The organism is Streptosporangium sp. NPDC020072 (assembly GCF_040631445.1).
In the GTDB taxonomy this organism is placed as follows: Bacteria; Actinomycetota; Actinomycetes; order Streptosporangiales; family Streptosporangiaceae; genus Streptosporangium.
Genome location: NZ_JBEYAB010000001.1, coordinates 70,557 through 85,302, shown reverse-complemented (window position 1 = coordinate 85,302; position 14,746 = coordinate 70,557). Strand labels below are relative to the sequence as shown.

Sequence of the window (14,746 nt, the reverse complement as noted above, 5' to 3'; positions counted from 1 at the left end):
ACCCCGTGGGGGTCACTCGCTGTTCCCGCCGGAGGGCGTGGGGGAGTCGTCCTCGCGGGGGACGCCGCGCATGGTGAAGTTGTCGAAGGACGCCCTGAGTGTCGCGCTGCTCTTCTCCCCGACCCGGGCGAGCACGCCGACCTGGCCGCTGGGCAGCGGGTTGGCGTCGAGGACGGTCCCGACCTGCTCGCCGTCCACCCACATGGTCAGCCGCACGCCGTCGGGGCCGCCGGCGCACTCGGCCTGGATGCGTACCGGGCCCTTCTCCGGCAGGTCGACCGGGACGGCCTTGATCAGCTCGCCGCCGCCGCTCTTGACGGCCTTGCGGATGCGGGCCGTGCCGAGGGTGTCGACCAGGAACTCGTAGCGGGTCGCCTCGTAGCTCTCCTCGCCGCGGCAGAACAGGCCGTACTCGCCGGGCCCCTCGGTTCCTGGGCGGGTCCCGGCGTCGACGCCCAGCAGGAACCGGTCGGGGATGACCGGGGTCGGGCTGGCCAGGAGGTTGGGGACCACGGGCGGGGCGGTCAGGAAGCCGATCGGCGCCTTCTGCCGTCCCACCGGGTAGCCGCCGTCCACGTCCACGGCGTAGAAGCCGTCGGGGGAGTAGCCGTACCGGTCGGACGTGCCGTCGTAGACGCCGCCGCTCCAGCCGTTGCCGCTCTGGGTGAAGTCCTCCTGGTAGAGCAGGGGGAGGTTCTCCGGCGGCCCGCCCGAGGCCAGGCTGAGCAACAGCCCGGCTCCCGCGACCACCGCGGCCAGGGCGGAGACCGCCCCGACCACGACCGTCCTCGTGGTACGGCGTCGCCGCGGAGGGGGCGTGCCCGGCGGGACCGTCGTCCCGAGCGGCTCCTGGCCGGTCCACACGGCCGTCCCGCCCGCCTCGACGAAGTCGGGCACCGCGGGGCCGCGCTGCCAGGCGGCCTGGACCGAGTCCGCGGCCTGCTCGTGCGGGGCCGAGCGGCCGACCAGGTGGTCGAGGATCTGCTGGGAGGTCGGCCTGCGCAGGGGGTCCTTGGCGATGGCGTGGGTCACCAGCTCGCGCAGCGACCCCTCAAGGCCGTCGAGGGAGGGTTCGGTGTTGAGCACCTGGTAGAGCACCGACGGCAGGCTCTCCCCGCCGAAGGGGGCCTTGCCGCTGGCGGCGAAGGCGACCAGGCAGCCCCAGGAGAAGACGTCGCACGCCGCCGACAGCGGTTCGCCGCGCAGGGCCTCGGGCGCCATGTAGCGGGGGGTGCCGAGGATCTCGCCGGTCCCGGTGATCCCGCCGAGCGTGTCGAGCGCGCGGGCGATGCCGAAGTCGATCACCCGGGGGCCCACCGGGGAGAGCAGCACGTTGGAGGGCTTGAGGTCGCGGTGGACCACCCCGGCGGAGTGGATGGCGGCCAGCGCGGTCGCCACGCCGACCGCGAGCGAGTCGAGGCTGGAGCCGCGCAGCGGCCCGCCGTTCTGTACGGCCTCCTCCAGGTTGGGGCCGGGGACGTACTCGGTGACGACGTAGAGCTGGTCGCCGTCGAGCGCGGTCTCGATCACGGCGGCCGTGCAGAACCTGCGTACCCGCTGGGCGGCGTCGGCCTCGCGGCGGAAGCGCATCCTGAACTGGTCGTGGCGGCTGTACTCGGGGTTGATGACCTTGATGGCGACTCGCTGCCCGTCGGGTGCCTCACCGAGGTAGACGGTGCCCATCCCCCCTCTGCCGAGCCGGCCGACCACCCGGTACTGCCCTATTTGGAAGGAATCACCCGCATCCAGATCGTCCACCGCCACACCTAACCACCGCATCCGCCATTGCACGAACGGCTCAGCCTATCGAGATCTCCCCCGCCACCAGCCTCCGCAGCAGCGTGACGTCGATCTTTTCCAGGCTGTTCACGGAGAGTACGCCGTACGGCACGGCGCGCGCCCCCGCGACGGCGACCGCCCTGCACCCCGCGGCCAGGGCGGAGGCCAGGCCGACGGGGCTGTCCTCGACGGCCACGCACACGGCGGGGTCGAGGCCGAGACCGGCTGCGGCCAGCAGGTAGGGGTCGGGCGCGGGCTTGCCGCGCGGGGCGTCCTCCGCGGCGACCACCAGACGGAAGCGCTCCGCCCCGACCGTGCGGAGCACCGGTTCGACGATCCGCCGGGAGGAGGCGGTGACCAGGGCGGTCGGCACCCCGGCCGAGGCCAGGCCGTCCAGCAGCGCGAGCGCGCCGGGCAGCGGGGTCACCCCGAGGGCGATCAGACGGGCGAACTTCCCGGTGAGCCGCTCGCTGATCCACCCGAGGGGAACGCCGGGCCGTTGGAGGTGGGCGGCGGTGTGCTCGGCGGGGCGGCCGTGCACGTGTTCGGGGTCGACCTCGCCGGGCCGCAGGCCGAGTTCGGCGGCCACTTCCGCGCACGCCCGCCGCCACAGCCCCTCGGTGTCCACGACGGTGCCGTCCATGTCGAACAGGACGGCGCCCAGTTCAGGGGGCGGCGGTTCAGGGAGCATCGGCGCGGCCCGCGACGAGGACGGGCCGCCGTACGAGACCGACGCCGACCCTGGTGCCGGGCGCCAGCCGGGCCGTGTCGTGGCCGGGCACGTCGCTGAGCATCTCCAGGTCGCCGAGCCGTACCCGCAGCCTGGCCGAGGAGCCGCGGAAGGAGGAGGCGACGACGAGTCCCTCCCCCTCGGGGTCGGGGGACAGGAGCACGGCCTCGGGGCGGGCCAGCACGTCCACCTCGGGTGTGGCGGGCAGCGGGCCCTCAACGGGCAGCCTCAGGCCGAGGACCGTGACCTCCCTGCCCGAGAGGCGGCCCGGCAGGTGGTTCATCGTGCCGACGAACTCGGCCACGAACGGCGTGGCGGGCCTGTCGTAGACCTCGGCGGGCGGGGCGCACTGTTCGAGCCGTCCCTCCCGCATCACCGCGACCCGGTCGGCGACCGAGAGCGCCTCCTCCTGGTCGTGGGTGACGAAGACGGTGGTGATGCCCAGGTCGAGCTGCAGCCGCCGGATCTCCTCCCGCAGGGTGAGGCGCACCTTGGCGTCGAGCGCGGACAGCGGCTCGTCCAGCAGGAGTACCCGGGGCTCGGGTGCCAGCGCCCTGGCCAGCGCGACGCGCTGCTGCTGGCCGCCGGACAACTCGTGCGGGTAGCGCTCGCCGTGCGTGGGAAGCCCGACCAGTTCGAGCAGTTCGGCCGCCCTGGCGTGCCGTTTCGCGGCGGGCACCTTGCGGACCCGCAGGCCGAAGGCCACGTTGTCGCGGACGTTCAGGTTGGGGAACAGGCTGTAGGACTGGAAGACCATGCCCGTGTCCCTGCGGTTGGCCGGCCTGCGGGTGACGTCCTCGCCGTCGACGATCACGGCGCCCTCGTCGGGGTGCTCGAAGCCCGCGACACAGCGCAGCGCCGTGGTCTTGCCGCAGCCGGACGGCCCGAGCAGCGCCATCAGCTCACCGGGCCGGACGGTCAGGTCGAGGCCGTCCAGGGCGACCGTACGGCCGAACACCCGCCGCAGCCCGCGGAACTCGACACCGGCGGTCACGACGACCTCCTTCGTTCGACGCCCGCGCCGGACAGGGCGAGCGAGAGCAACCAGATGATCAACAGGCTCAGCAGCGAGACGGCGACGGACAACTGCCCCTCGGAGCCCGCGACCGTCACGATCCAGACGGGGAAGGTCCGGTAGCCGAGCAGCGCGGCGACGGTGTACTCGCCGAACACCAGCGCCAGGGTGAGGAACGCGGCGCCGGTGATGGCCGAACGCAGGTTGGGGACGATCACCCGCAGCAGCACGTACGGCCACGAGGCCCCCAGGCCACGGGCCGCCTCGACGAGGGTGCGCACGTCGATCGCCCGCAGCCCCGCGTCCAGCGACCGGTGGGCGAACGGCAGCGCCAGCACCACGTAGGCCAGCACCAGCACCACGGGGAACCGCTCGTCCTGGATCGCCATCAGCGTCCCCCAGAACGGCGTCGCGGCCAGCGCGTCCGGCCCGAACCGCAGCACCGTGCCGATCCCGGAGACGAACGTGATCGGCGGCACCACCAGCGGGAGCGTGCAGACCACCTCCAGCACCGGCCGCAGCCGGGGCGCGCCGAGCCGTACGGCCAGCGTCGCGGGCAGGGTGAGCCCGAGCGTGACCACGATCGTCGCCACGGCCAGGCCGAGCGACAGCAGCATGCTGGTCCCGAAGCCCTCGGCGGACACGATCCTCGGGTAGGGGGCCAGGGAGAACCCCTGACGCTCGTTGTAGGCGGTGAACCAGAACGAGGTGGCCAGCGGGAGCAGGAAGTAGACCGCCGCGAGTCCCAGTGTCAGGCCGCGCCACAGGCGGACCCGCCGCCTCCCGGCGGGGGCGAGGCCCCGGGGGGCGGCCTCAAGGACGGGGGTCACCGCAGCCATCGGCCGCTCCTCCTCTGCAGCGGCAGGTGCACCGCCATGACCAGGCCCGCCACGACGACCATGTCGAGGCTGAGCGCGAGCGCGACGTTCTCGTGCCCGACGAGCACGTCACCGGTGAGGGCGTCGGCGATCTGCAGGGTCACCAGGGGGACCGTGCTGCCGGTGATCGCCGCCGCGGTCGCGTACGCGGCGAACGCGCCGCCGAACAGCAGCACGAAACCGCCGAGCAGCGAGGGGGCGAGCACCGGGACGCCGACGTGCCGCCAGTACTGCCAGGCACTGGCCCCGCTGCTGTCGGCCGCCTCCCGCCACTGCGGTCTCAGACCCTCAAGGGCGGGCGCCATGACCAGCACCATCAACGGCACGGAGAAGTACATGTAGACCAGGACCAGGCCCCAGAAGCCGTACAGGCTCCAGCCCGACTCGCCGAGCCCGAAGACCGTGGTGACCACCCCGGAGTTGCCCAGGGTCGCCACCCACAGGAACGCCAGCGGCACCCCGCCGAAGTTGGCCAGCACGCCCGAGGCGGACAGCACCGCCCCGCGCAGCGCCGCCGAGGAGGAGGTGACCACCGCCTGGGCGAGGAGGGCGCCCAGGAGCGCGCCGAGCGCCGCGACCACCGCCGACAGGCGCACGCTGCCCAGCAGGGTCGTGAGGTAGTTGCCCCGCAGGCTCTCGGCCAGGTTGGCGGTGCCCAGGAAGGTCCGGCCGCTCGCCGGGTCGGTGACGGTGAAGGCGCCCGACAGCAGCGCCACCGCGGGAATCCCGAACGCGAACGCCATGAAGGCCAGCAGGGGCACGGCGGCGGGCCAGGCGCGCCCGGTACGGCGTCCCGCGGCGGCCGTACCGGGAGGGGACATGGTTTCGGCCATGGGTCAGCCGCCGACTGCGGCGCCCCAACCGGTGGCCAGGACTTCCTTCGCCTTGGCGACCTGGGCGTCGGTCGGGAAGGTCGGCTCGCCCTCGACGGGAGGCAGGTTGGCCTCGGCCGCCTTGTCCACCGAGCCGTCGGCCTGCATCGCGGGCAGCAGCACCGGGCGGGCGAAGCCGCCGAGGTAGAGGTTCTGGCCCTCGGTGCTGTAGAGGAACTCCTGCCACAGGCGGGCGGCGGCCGGGTGCGGGGCGTCCTTGTTGATGGCCTGCGCGTAGAGCTGGAAGTACTTGCCGTCGGAGGGGATGACGGTCTTCCAGTCGAGGCCCTTTTCGACGAGCTTGGGGGCGTAGGCGGCGTTGTTGTAGTCCCAGTCGACGCTGATCTGGGTCTCGCCCTTCTCGATGGTCGCCGGGGTGGTCTCGACGGGGTTGAAGTTGCCCGCGGCCTTGAGCTTCTTGAAGAAGTCCAGGCCCGGCTGGATGTCGTCGAAGGAACCGCCGTTGGCCAGGGCCGCCGCGTAGACGCCCGCGAACGCCGAACCCGACTTGGTGGGGTTGCCGTTCATCGCGACCTTGCCCTTGTACTCGGGCTTGAGCAGGTCGGCGAAGGACTCGGGGCACTTGGCGATCTTCTTGGCGTCACAGCCGATCGAGACGTAGCCGCCGTAGTCGTTGAACCACAGGCCGGTCGGCTCCTTCTGGTTGTCCGGGATCTTGTCCCACGTCTGCACCTTGTAGGGCGCGAACAGGCCCTCGGCGGCGCCGCTGATGGCGAAGGACTGGCCGAGGTCGAGCACGTCGGGGGCGCGGTCCTGGCCCTTGCGGGTCTTCACCGCGTTGATCTCGTCGGCGCTCGCGGCGTCCGGGGTCTCGCTCTCGATCTCGATGCCGTACTTGGCGGTGAACGCCTCGATGATCTTGCCGTAGTTGGCCCAGTCCGGGGGCAGCGCGATGACGTGCAGCCTGCCCTCCTTCTTGGCGGCCTCGACGAGCTTGTCCAGCCCGCCGAGGTCGGCCGCCGAGGTGGCGGTGGCCGCCGCGCCCGCCGCCGGGGCCTGCCCCGCGGCGCCGGAGGCCGCGTCCGAGGAGGACGCGGCGGGGGACGCGGTCGTCGGGGCCGCGCCGCACGCCGTGACGCCCGCGGCGAGGAGGGCGGCCAGGCCCGCGAGGCGGACGCGAGATGAGATCACGTTCTCTCCCAGAGGGGATGTCGTGCACTAAGCACAGAAATTCACGAACTTGTCCAAACAAGCTAGCCTTGGCGGGTCGGCTCCCGGTTGCCCCTCGATGAACGCTCGAAGTACGTCAGGGGAACGCATGAGCTGTGGCTTCATGAGTCATTCACCCTTGTCTAGGGTGAGGAAGGCGAAGCACCCGACGCGCCCGATGCGCGCAGCGCGGACACGAGGAATGGACGGGGCCTTGGTTGACACGGGAAACGGGGCGGAGCCCGGCGGCCGGGCCGCGGCGCGCTACGTGGGGATCGCCGCCGAGCTGAGGGAGGCGATCATGTGCGGCGAGTACGCCGTGGGCTCCCAGCTCCCCTCGGAGACGACGCTCGCCACCCGCTTCGACGTCTCACGCGGCACCGTCCGTCAGGCCGTCGCCCTGCTCGCGGCCGAGGGTCTGGTCGGCTCCCGGCAGGGGGCCAGGCGCATCGTGGTCGGCCGCGAGCGCAGCCAGAGCTTCGCCGAGCTGAACAGCTTCGCGCAGTGGGCGCAGGCGATGGGCTACCGGGTCAGCGGCCAGGTGCTCGAACAGCGCCGCCGGGGCGCGGACGCGGCCGAGGCCGTACGGCTGGCGCTCCAGCCGGGTGACCAGGTGCTCTCCGTGCTGCGGTTGCGCTCCCTCGAAGGCGAACCGGTGATGCTCGAACGCACCGTCTACGCGGGCTGGATCGCCCCGGCCGTCGAACGGATCCCCCCGGACTGCGAGTCGATCACCCAGGCCCTCTACGAGGACGTCGGCCTGGTCTTCGCCTACGGGGAGCACCTCATCGACGCGGTCTCCGCCGGCGTCGAGGACTCCCGCCTCCTGGTCGTACGGCGTGGCAGCCCGCTGCTGCGTCAGCGCCGGGTCACCACGACCCACGAGGGTCGTCCCGTGGAGTGGTCCGACGACCGCTACCGCGCGGGCAGCGTGACCTTCAGCATCCGCAACTCGGTTGACGCCAACCCACTGGTGAGACAGATGGGGGACTTGCGCCTCATGTCATGAGAACGTATGTTCGACGGGTCAGGCCCGTCTTCCCCCGGGCGCGGACGCGAACCGTGGGGAGATGTGCCGTGAGCAGACTCTACGGTGATCCGATCGAGGTCTGGACCCGTGACGGCCAGCCGGTCCAGTTCGTCTGGCGCGACCGGCTCTACGCCGTGCGCCAGGTGCTCGACCGGTGGGTGGTCGCACGCGAGTGGTGGAAGACCTCGGAGGGCGACCCGGGAGAGCGCCGTTTCTGGCGGGTCGAGGCCGACCCCGGAGACGGGCGGGGCACCTACGAACTGCGCTTCGACACCGCGGGTGAGGGCTGGCTGCTGATGCGGGCCTGGGACTGACGCCGTCCGCCGGCCGCCACGTGGAACGGCCCCGCCTGCGCGGCCAGGGTGAGGGCGTGTGCCGAGGCCCGCGCGCCCGCCGTCTGGATCGCGGTGACCTGCCGCACCGTCGCCGAGCACAGCAGCGCGCCGAGCGCGACGACCGCCAGGTCGGCGAGGCCGAGGCCGGTGAGGTCGGAGTTCCCGTGCGGGGCGCCGAAGGGCAGCCGGATCACGGCGACGGCGAGCGTGGCCAGCCAGCTCAGCCACCAGGCGGCCAGCAGCGCGACCCAGCGCGGGCGCCGGTCGGCGGGCGGGCGGGAGGCCCGCCACAGGCGGTGGACCAGCAGCGGAGGCAGGACCAGGTTGACCCCGGGGACGAGCCAGGCGGCCAGTACGGGCAGGGCGGGCGTCCAGGAGAGGGCGGCGTTCTGCCTGGCCTGGACCAGCCAGGTCAGATAGGCCGCCGCGCCCGCGACCGTGGCGACCGCGACCAGCATGACCAGGACGGCGAAGACGGTCACCGCGCCGACGACGGCCTGCGCGCCGGGGGCGTGCGGGTCACCGCCGAGCGCCGATATCTCCCGGGCGAGCCGCCTGCCCCGCACGTGCTCGAAGACCACCAGGGCGGCGACCGTGAGCACCTGGGCGGCGAGGGCCACGTGGACGACGAGGGCCGATCTCCTGGGCACCGGCGGGACGAAGCGCATGTGTCTCTCCCCCCGGGACGCGCTGAAGGACCTGCCCTTCTTGTATCCCGTCGGCCGCCCGGCTAATCAGCCCACAACGCCAGATTCCCAGGCCCAGGCCGCGACCTCCACCCGGTTGCGCGCGCCGAGTTTCGCCTGGATGCTCCCCAGGTGCGTCTTGACCGTCGAGAGCGAGACGAACAGCTCCGCGGCGATCTCCTGGTTGGTCCTTCCCCTGGCCACCAGACGGACGACGTCGAACTCGCGTTCGGTGAGCGGCTCGCTCGGCGGCCTGCCGCCGCCGTGGCGGGGACGCGCCAGGTGTTCGAGCAGCCGTACGGTCACCGAGGGCGAGACGAGGGCGTCCCCGGCCGCGGCGGCCCTGATCGCCTCGATGAGCAGGGTGGGCCCGCTGTCCTTGAGCAGGAACCCGGTCGCCCCGGCGCGCAGCGCGCCGTAGACGTACTCGTCCAGGTCGAAGGTGGTGACGATGACCACCCGCATCGGGTCCCTGGCCCCGGGCCCGGCCAGCAGCCTGGTGGCCTCAAGGCCGTCCAGCTTCGGCATCCGGATGTCCAGCAGGCACACGTCGGGCCGGAGCCTGCGCGCGTGCTCGACCGCCTCGGCGCCGTTCGCGGCGGTCGCCACGACCTCCATGTCCGGCTGGGCGTCCAGGATCATCTGGAAGCCGGTCCGCACGAGTTCCTGGTCGTCGGCGATGAGTACCCGAATCGTCACGCGATCGATTCTGCCAGCCCAACGCCGATGTCGGTCTTTCGGCTGATAAGGGAGTCCGGTTGTCGGGCCGGTCGGCCGATCCGCCGTACGGCCCCGCCGGGAGAGGGTCTTGGCCATGAGTGTTGTTCTTGAGGGAATCGGCCTGGTCAAGCGGTTCGGCCCGACCGTGGCGCTGGGCGGGGTCGGCCTCGCCCTGGCCGGAGGGGAGGCGCTGGCCATCATGGGGCCTTCAGGGTCGGGGAAGTCGACCCTGCTGCACTGCCTCGCCGGGATCATGAAGCCGGACGCGGGCGAGGTCAGGCTGCTCGGCGAGCGCATCGACGCGCTGGGGGAGCGCCGCCGCAGCGAGCTGCGCCGTACCCGCTTCGGGTTCGTCTTCCAGTTCGGGCAGCTCCTGCCCGAACTGCCCGCGGAGGAGAACGTCGCGCTGCCGCTGATGCTCGGCGGCGTGTCCAGGGGCGACGCCGTACGGCGGGCCCGCGAGTGGTTCGGCCCGCTCGGCCTGGGCGGCATGGAGGGGCGCAGGCCGGGTGAGCTGTCGGGAGGCCAGGCCCAGCGGGTCGCCATCGCCCGCGCGCTGGTCACCGGACCCGCGGTGATCTTCGCCGACGAGCCGACCGGCGCCCTCGACCAGGGCACCGGACACGACACGATGAGCCTGCTGGTCGAGGCGACCAAGCACAACGGCGCCTCCCTGGTCGTCGTCACCCACGACCTCCAGGTGGCCCGCTGGTGCGACCGCGTCGTCGAGGTCCGCGACGGGCAGGTCATTCCCGGTTCCACCCAGGCGATCGGGGTCGGGGGATGAACGGGGTCGTCGGACTCGCCTGGCGATTGCTGCGCGGCGGCGGTCGCAGAGGGCTGCTCGGCTCCGCGCTGACCGTGGTCGCGGTGGCCGTGTCCACCGGGCTGCTGCTGTTCGCCGTGACCGCCAACCTCGCCTTCCAGGGCAGGGCGGACCGGGGGGCGTGGCGCAACCCGGTCGAGGCCACCCGGGACGCCGTCGCGATCCAGGCCGTGCACCTGGACCACGTGGAGAACCGGCCGATCACCGTCGTCGACGTGGCGGCCCTCGAACCGGGGGCGCCCGCGCCCCCGGGCCTCGACCGCTTCCCCGCGCCCGGCGAGGTGTGGCTCTCCCCGGCGCTGGCCGAGCTGGTGAAGCGGCTGCCCGAGGACCGGCTCGCCGGACGGTTCACGGGGAAGGGCGGCGGCAGGGTCGGCGACGCGGCCCTGGTCCATCCGGACGAACTGGTCGCCGTCCGGGGGCAGGCCCCCGGCTCCCCGGCCATGACCGCGGGACCCGCCGTCGACGGGCACGACGACATCGCCCCCACGAGGATCTCCGGCTTCACCGGCACCAGGACGGACAACGCGATCGGCTACCAGATCCTGGCGCTGATCGCGAGCGTGCTGATGGTCGTGCCGCTGCTGGTCTTCGGCGGAGCGGCGGCCAGGCTCACCGTGGCCCGCAGGGACCAGCGCCTGGCCGCGCTGCGGCTGGTCGGGGCCACTCCCGGGCAGGTCGTCACGATGACCGTCGCCGAGGCGATGATCACAGCGTTCGCCGGGGCGGTGCTCGGCGCCGTGCTCTACTTCCTGATGACCCCGCTGCTCACCAGGATCTCGATCGACGGAGGCCCCTGGTTCGTCGCCGACACCTGGCCGGGGGTGCTCCCCGTGCTCGGGGTGCTGGCCGTGGTACCGCTGCTCGTCGGCCTGTCCGCCGTCGTCGGCCTGCGCCGGGTCGTGGTCAGCCCGCTCGGCGTCGCCAAGAGGGAGACGCCACCCGCGATGCGCTTCGTCCGGGTCCTGGCGCTGCTGGCCGTCCTGGCCGTGGTGCCCACCCTCGGGATGGGGGCGAGCGTCGGCGTGGTCACGGTCGTCCTGAGCCTGGCCTTCCTGGCGGTCAACCTGGTCGGCCCGTGGGTGGTCGGCCTGCTGGGCAGGATCGTCGCGGCCTCGGCCAGACGCCCCGCGGGGCTCCTCGCCGGGCGCCGCATGATCGACGACCCCCGAGCCGCCTGGCGGACCGTGAGCGGTGTCGCGCTGACCGGGTTCGTGGCCGGGTTCATCGGCCTGCTCACCCCGGGGGCCGGGCTGCTCGGTCACGCCGACGCCGAGAACCTGCGCCTGTCCGTGCCGCCCGCCAAGGCGGCCGAGCTCTCGGCGACGGCCAGGGAACGGCTGTCGGCCGCGGGGGTGCGGGCCACGGTCACCGTCAAGGCAGGCGGCGGACGCGGTAAAGGGCAGGGCAGGGTGCTGGTCGCGGCCCTCGGCACCTCCGACGTCGCCGTCGTGGACCGGGCGCGCACCGCCCTGGACGGCCTGGTGCCGGGCCGCAGCGCGACCACCGCGGCCGACGACGACCGCTCCGGCTTCCGCGTCCTGGACGACATCCGCACCGGCACGGTCACCGTGCTCGCCGTGTCGTTCCTGGTGGCCGTCGCCAGCGCGGGCATCACCGCGGCCTCCTCGATCCTGGACCGCAGGCAGACCTACGCGCTGCTGCACCTGGCGGGCACCCCGATGAAGGTGCTCGACGCGGCCCGCCGTACCGAGACGCTCCTGCCGCTGGCCGTCATGGGAGGCGGGGCGATCGCGGTCGGCATGTTCTGCGCGCTGCCGTTCGCGCTGTCCACGATGAACGTCTCCGGCCTGGTCACGCTGCTCGTCTGCGTCGGGCTCGGCTTCGCGGGGGTCGCCGCGGCGGGGGCGGCGAGCGCGCCGCTGCTGCGCTCGGTCACGGCCAACCCGGCGCCCAGACCCGACTAGTATCCCTATTCAACTGGTAGGGAAAGTTGTAAATATGCCGACGGGTCGTTACGGTAGGACCCACGGAGACCCCGGCAGGTGAAGGTGCCGCGGCGGGCGCTGACCTTCCCGCCGGGATCTCTCCGAAGACGGGGACGGCGCCTCACGGCCACGGGCGTCGCCCGCGGGACGGAGCCGGCGGCTCGCCTCGTTCGCCGGCTCCGGTTCGGGGCCCTGCGGGAAAAGACCGTTCGGGCCCTCCGGGAAAAGATCAAGGAGCGATTCGATGGCGATCCGTGTCGGGGTGCACGTCGACAATCCCTCGCTGTTCTTCCTGTCCCACCTCGACCACCTGCTCGAAGGCATCGAGATCCACCGCTACTCCGACGCGGGCAGGACCGGGGAACTGCTGGCCGACGGGGTCATCGACCTGGGCGGGACCGGCTCGACGCTCCCGCTCGCCGCCCAGGCGGCGCACCTGCCCGTCGCCTACGTGGCCGCCTCCGCGCCGCGCCACGGCCACGGCGCCCTGCTGGTGGCGAAGAACGGGCCGGTCATGACCGTGACCGACCTGCGGGACCAGCCGGTCTCGCTGCGCGTCGGCTCCTGGCAGACCCACTTCCTGGCCAAGGTCCTCGCCGACGCCGGGCTGTCCTACCAGGACATCGAGCCCAGGCCCGCCGCCTCGGAGGCCAGGCTCTGGCTGCGTGACGGGGTGGTGGCCGGCTGGGTCGCCGAGGGCGCCGACCTGGTCGAGGCCGAACGCGCGGGGCACTTCACCAGGCTCTCCGGCACCGCCGGGGTCGTCGCGGACCGCTCGGTCCTGTTCACCCGCAGGAGCCTGGCCGAGTCGGCGCCGCAGGAACTGGCCGCGGTCGTCTCGGCGCTGCGCGAGGCGGACAGGTGGGCGGCGGAGCATCCCGTCGAGGCCGCCAAACTGGTCGTCGAGGCCGTCGGCGGCTCCGTCGACTCCTGGACGACCGCGCTCAGACGGCTCCCCTGGCGGCTCGAACCGGTGAGCGGGACGTTCGTCGCCGAGCAGCAGGACGCCGCCGACGTGCTCTACGACGCCGGGTTCCTGACCGGCCGCGTCGACGCGCGGGCGGCGGTCGTGCCCGCCCTCGACCAGGTCGTGGCCGCGCGGCTTGGGGAGCCCCGGCGGGTCCAGGGCGTCGCGGCCTGACCGCCGGTCTCCGCCGATCTCCGGCTGTGGCGCGCCCGCCGCGGCCGGGCCGTCTCTCCCCCCGGAAGCAGAGCTCGTTCCGTACCGGTGCCCCTTCGGTGAGGTGTCGGAATTCGGCCTTCTGGGAAGCGTGATGTGTGTGCTCAATGCTGTCCGCAAGCTCATGTGCCTGGTCCTGTTGTCCGGCCTCGGAGCCTCGGGACTCGGTCCCGCGGTGGCGCGGACGGTCGCCCAGCCCAACATCGTGTTCATCCTCGTCGACGACCAAGAGGCGGGGGACCTGCAGAAGTTCCCGAACATCTGGAACGAGCTCGTCCGGGGCGGCACCTCCTTCGAGCACTTCTTCGTCTCCAACTCCTGGTGCTGTCCCTCCCGGTCGTCGATCCTGCGCTCGCAGTACGTGCACAGTCACGGGGTGCTGACCAACACGGCCCCCGAGGGCGGCTTCACCAAGTTCCACGACTCCGATCTGGAACGTTCCACGATCGGCACCTGGATGAAGGCGGCCGGCTACCGCACCGGCCTGATGGGCAAATACCTCAACCACTATCCCGGCGGCGCCGCCGAACCCACCTACGTGCCGCCGGGCTGGGACGAGTGGGACGTGCCGGTGCGCAAGCTCTACAACGAGTACGGCTACACGCTCAACGAGAACGGCACGCTCAGGCCGTACGGCTCCGCGGACGCCGACTACCTGCCCGACGTGCTCTCCCGCAAGGCCAACGCCTTCGTCTCGCAGGCGGGGGAGAGGCCGTTCTTCCTGTACCTCGCCCCCATCGCGCCGCACAACCCGTCCAACTTCGCCGCCAGGCACCGCGACGCCTTCGCCGGGGCGACCGCCCCCCGGACCCCGTCCTTCGACCAGGAGGACGTCAGCGCCGAACCGCACTGGCTGAGTTCGCGCGAGCGGTTCGGCGACAGGACGATCGCGGGCATCGACGAGCGCTACCGCCGCAGGCTCAGGGCCATGCTCGGCGTGGACGACCTCGTCGGCTCCCTGGTCGAGACCCTGCGCGTCGCCGGGAAGCTGGACGACACCTACCTCTTCTTCGCCTCGGACAACGGCTTCCACCTGGGGCAGCACCGGCTGGCCCAGGGCAAGACGACCCCCTTCGACGAGTCGATCAGGGTGCCGCTGGTGGTCAGGGGGCCCGGCGTCAGGGCGGGCGGCTCCGTCGGCGCGATGGCCGCCAACGTCGACCTCGCCCCGACCTTCGCCCAGCTCGGAGGCGCGACACCGGCGCCCTTCGCCGAGGGCCGCTCGCTGCTGCCGCTGCTGCGCGGCCAGACCCCGGCCCCGTGGCGGCAGAACGTCCTGCTTGAGTTCTACCGGCCGACGAACAGCAGCTCGGCCCGCCAGACCCCGGTCCCCGCCTACCAGGGCATGCGCACGGCCCGCTACACCTTCGTGCGCTACTCGACCGGCGAGTACCAGCTCTACGACGACGGCAGGGACCCCTACCAGCTCTACAACCTCGCCGCGCGGGTTCCCCCCTCGGTGATCACGGACTTCAACCGGCAGCTCGACGCCCTGGCCTCATGCTCGGGAGCCACCTGCCGTACGGCCGACTCCGTCGAACCGCCCTCCCTCACTCCCGGTCATTCGTAACGAAAA

14 protein-coding genes are annotated in these 14,746 nt (G+C 72.7%); 6 read left to right on the top strand and 8 right to left on the bottom strand.

Going from position 1 to position 14,746, the window contains the following annotated elements:
- Nucleotides 1-12 precede the first annotated feature (12 nt).
- The 6 genes from ABZ470_RS00395 to ABZ470_RS00370 are packed head-to-tail and all read right to left on the bottom strand — an operon-like array spanning nt 13 to nt 6,426.
- A complete protein-coding gene (locus tag ABZ470_RS00395) occupies nt 13-1,758 on the bottom strand; it encodes a serine/threonine-protein kinase (RefSeq protein ID WP_362908986.1) in 1,746 nt (581 codons plus the stop codon).
- Nucleotides 1,759-1,798: 40 nt separating this feature from the next.
- On the bottom strand, nt 1,799-2,470 hold the full coding sequence (locus ABZ470_RS00390) for an HAD family phosphatase (RefSeq protein ID WP_362908984.1): 672 nt from the start codon (nt 2,468-2,470) through the stop codon (nt 1,799-1,801).
- Complete coding sequence (locus ABZ470_RS00385) at nt 2,460-3,503, bottom strand: ABC transporter ATP-binding protein (RefSeq protein WP_352010653.1); 1,044 nt, start codon at nt 3,501-3,503, stop codon at nt 2,460-2,462. Before ABZ470_RS00385 ends, ABZ470_RS00390 begins: the two co-directional genes overlap by 11 nt.
- Nucleotides 3,500-4,363, bottom strand: a complete 864-nt coding sequence (locus ABZ470_RS00380) for an ABC transporter permease subunit (RefSeq protein ID WP_362908982.1) — start codon at nt 4,361-4,363, stop codon at nt 3,500-3,502. The genes ABZ470_RS00385 and ABZ470_RS00380 overlap by 4 nt, the downstream gene beginning before the upstream one ends.
- Nucleotides 4,351-5,235 (bottom strand): ABC transporter permease subunit, encoded by an 885-nt coding sequence (locus tag ABZ470_RS00375; RefSeq protein ID WP_352010655.1) that lies wholly within the window; start codon nt 5,233-5,235, stop codon nt 4,351-4,353. The genes ABZ470_RS00380 and ABZ470_RS00375 overlap by 13 nt, the downstream gene beginning before the upstream one ends.
- A 3-nt stretch (nt 5,236-5,238) precedes the next feature.
- Nucleotides 5,239-6,426: an ABC transporter substrate-binding protein gene (locus ABZ470_RS00370; RefSeq protein ID WP_362908979.1), complete on the bottom strand. Its 1,188-nt coding sequence runs from the start codon at nt 6,424-6,426 to the stop codon at nt 5,239-5,241.
- Between the two features lie 232 nt (nt 6,427-6,658).
- Here ABZ470_RS00370 and ABZ470_RS00365 point away from each other — a divergent pair, with 232 nt between their 5' ends.
- Together ABZ470_RS00365 and ABZ470_RS00360 are read left to right on the top strand one after the other, a co-directional pair.
- Nucleotides 6,659-7,453, top strand: coding sequence for a GntR family transcriptional regulator (locus ABZ470_RS00365; RefSeq protein ID WP_352010657.1), 795 nt, complete (start codon nt 6,659-6,661; stop codon nt 7,451-7,453).
- Nucleotides 7,454-7,521: 68 nt separating this feature from the next.
- Nucleotides 7,522-7,788, top strand: a complete 267-nt coding sequence (locus ABZ470_RS00360; RefSeq protein WP_352010658.1) for a DUF6504 family protein — start codon at nt 7,522-7,524, stop codon at nt 7,786-7,788.
- On the opposite strand, the gene ABZ470_RS00355 is transcribed toward ABZ470_RS00360, so the two are convergent.
- Together ABZ470_RS00355 and ABZ470_RS00350 are read right to left on the bottom strand one after the other, a co-directional pair.
- Complete coding sequence (locus ABZ470_RS00355) at nt 7,728-8,477, bottom strand: DUF4328 domain-containing protein (RefSeq protein ID WP_362908977.1); 750 nt, start codon at nt 8,475-8,477, stop codon at nt 7,728-7,730. The genes ABZ470_RS00360 and ABZ470_RS00355 overlap by 61 nt on opposite strands.
- A 66-nt stretch (nt 8,478-8,543) precedes the next feature.
- A complete protein-coding gene (locus tag ABZ470_RS00350; protein ID WP_352010660.1) occupies nt 8,544-9,194 on the bottom strand; it encodes a response regulator transcription factor in 651 nt (216 codons plus the stop codon).
- Between the two features lie 115 nt (nt 9,195-9,309).
- Between ABZ470_RS00350 and ABZ470_RS00345 the strand changes: the two genes are divergently transcribed.
- The 4 genes from ABZ470_RS00345 (at nt 9,310) to ABZ470_RS00330 (ending at nt 14,740) form a co-directional block, all read left to right on the top strand.
- Entirely contained in the window at nt 9,310-10,002 is a 693-nt protein-coding gene (locus ABZ470_RS00345; RefSeq protein ID WP_352010661.1) for an ABC transporter ATP-binding protein, read from the top strand.
- Entirely contained in the window at nt 9,999-11,969 is a 1,971-nt protein-coding gene (locus tag ABZ470_RS00340; protein WP_362908975.1) for an ABC transporter permease, read from the top strand. The genes ABZ470_RS00345 and ABZ470_RS00340 overlap by 4 nt, the downstream gene beginning before the upstream one ends.
- A gap of 265 nt (nt 11,970-12,234) precedes the next feature.
- Nucleotides 12,235-13,131, top strand: a complete 897-nt coding sequence (locus tag ABZ470_RS00335) for an ABC transporter substrate-binding protein (RefSeq protein ID WP_352010663.1) — start codon at nt 12,235-12,237, stop codon at nt 13,129-13,131.
- Between the two features lie 139 nt (nt 13,132-13,270).
- On the top strand, nt 13,271-14,740 hold the full coding sequence (locus ABZ470_RS00330; RefSeq protein WP_352010664.1) for a sulfatase: 1,470 nt from the start codon (nt 13,271-13,273) through the stop codon (nt 14,738-14,740).
- Nucleotides 14,741-14,746 lie beyond the last annotated feature (6 nt).

Excerpts from the sequence above, each read along its gene's own strand:
- ABZ470_RS00375 (WP_352010655.1), bottom strand. The coding sequence starts at position 5,235 with ATGGCCGAAACCATGTCCCCTCCCGGTACGGCCGCCGCGGGACGCCGT.
- ABZ470_RS00380 (WP_362908982.1), bottom strand. The coding sequence starts at position 4,363 with ATGGCTGCGGTGACCCCCGTCCTTGAGGCCGCCCCCCGGGGCCTCGCC.
- ABZ470_RS00355 (WP_362908977.1), bottom strand. The coding sequence starts at position 8,477 with ATGCGCTTCGTCCCGCCGGTGCCCAGGAGATCGGCCCTCGTCGTCCAC.
- ABZ470_RS00390 (WP_362908984.1), bottom strand. The coding sequence starts at position 2,470 with ATGCTCCCTGAACCGCCGCCCCCTGAACTGGGCGCCGTCCTGTTCGAC.
- ABZ470_RS00345 (WP_352010661.1), top strand. The coding sequence starts at position 9,310 with ATGAGTGTTGTTCTTGAGGGAATCGGCCTGGTCAAGCGGTTCGGCCCG.
- ABZ470_RS00340 (WP_362908975.1), top strand. The coding sequence starts at position 9,999 with ATGAACGGGGTCGTCGGACTCGCCTGGCGATTGCTGCGCGGCGGCGGT.
- ABZ470_RS00335 (WP_352010663.1), top strand. The coding sequence starts at position 12,235 with ATGGCGATCCGTGTCGGGGTGCACGTCGACAATCCCTCGCTGTTCTTC.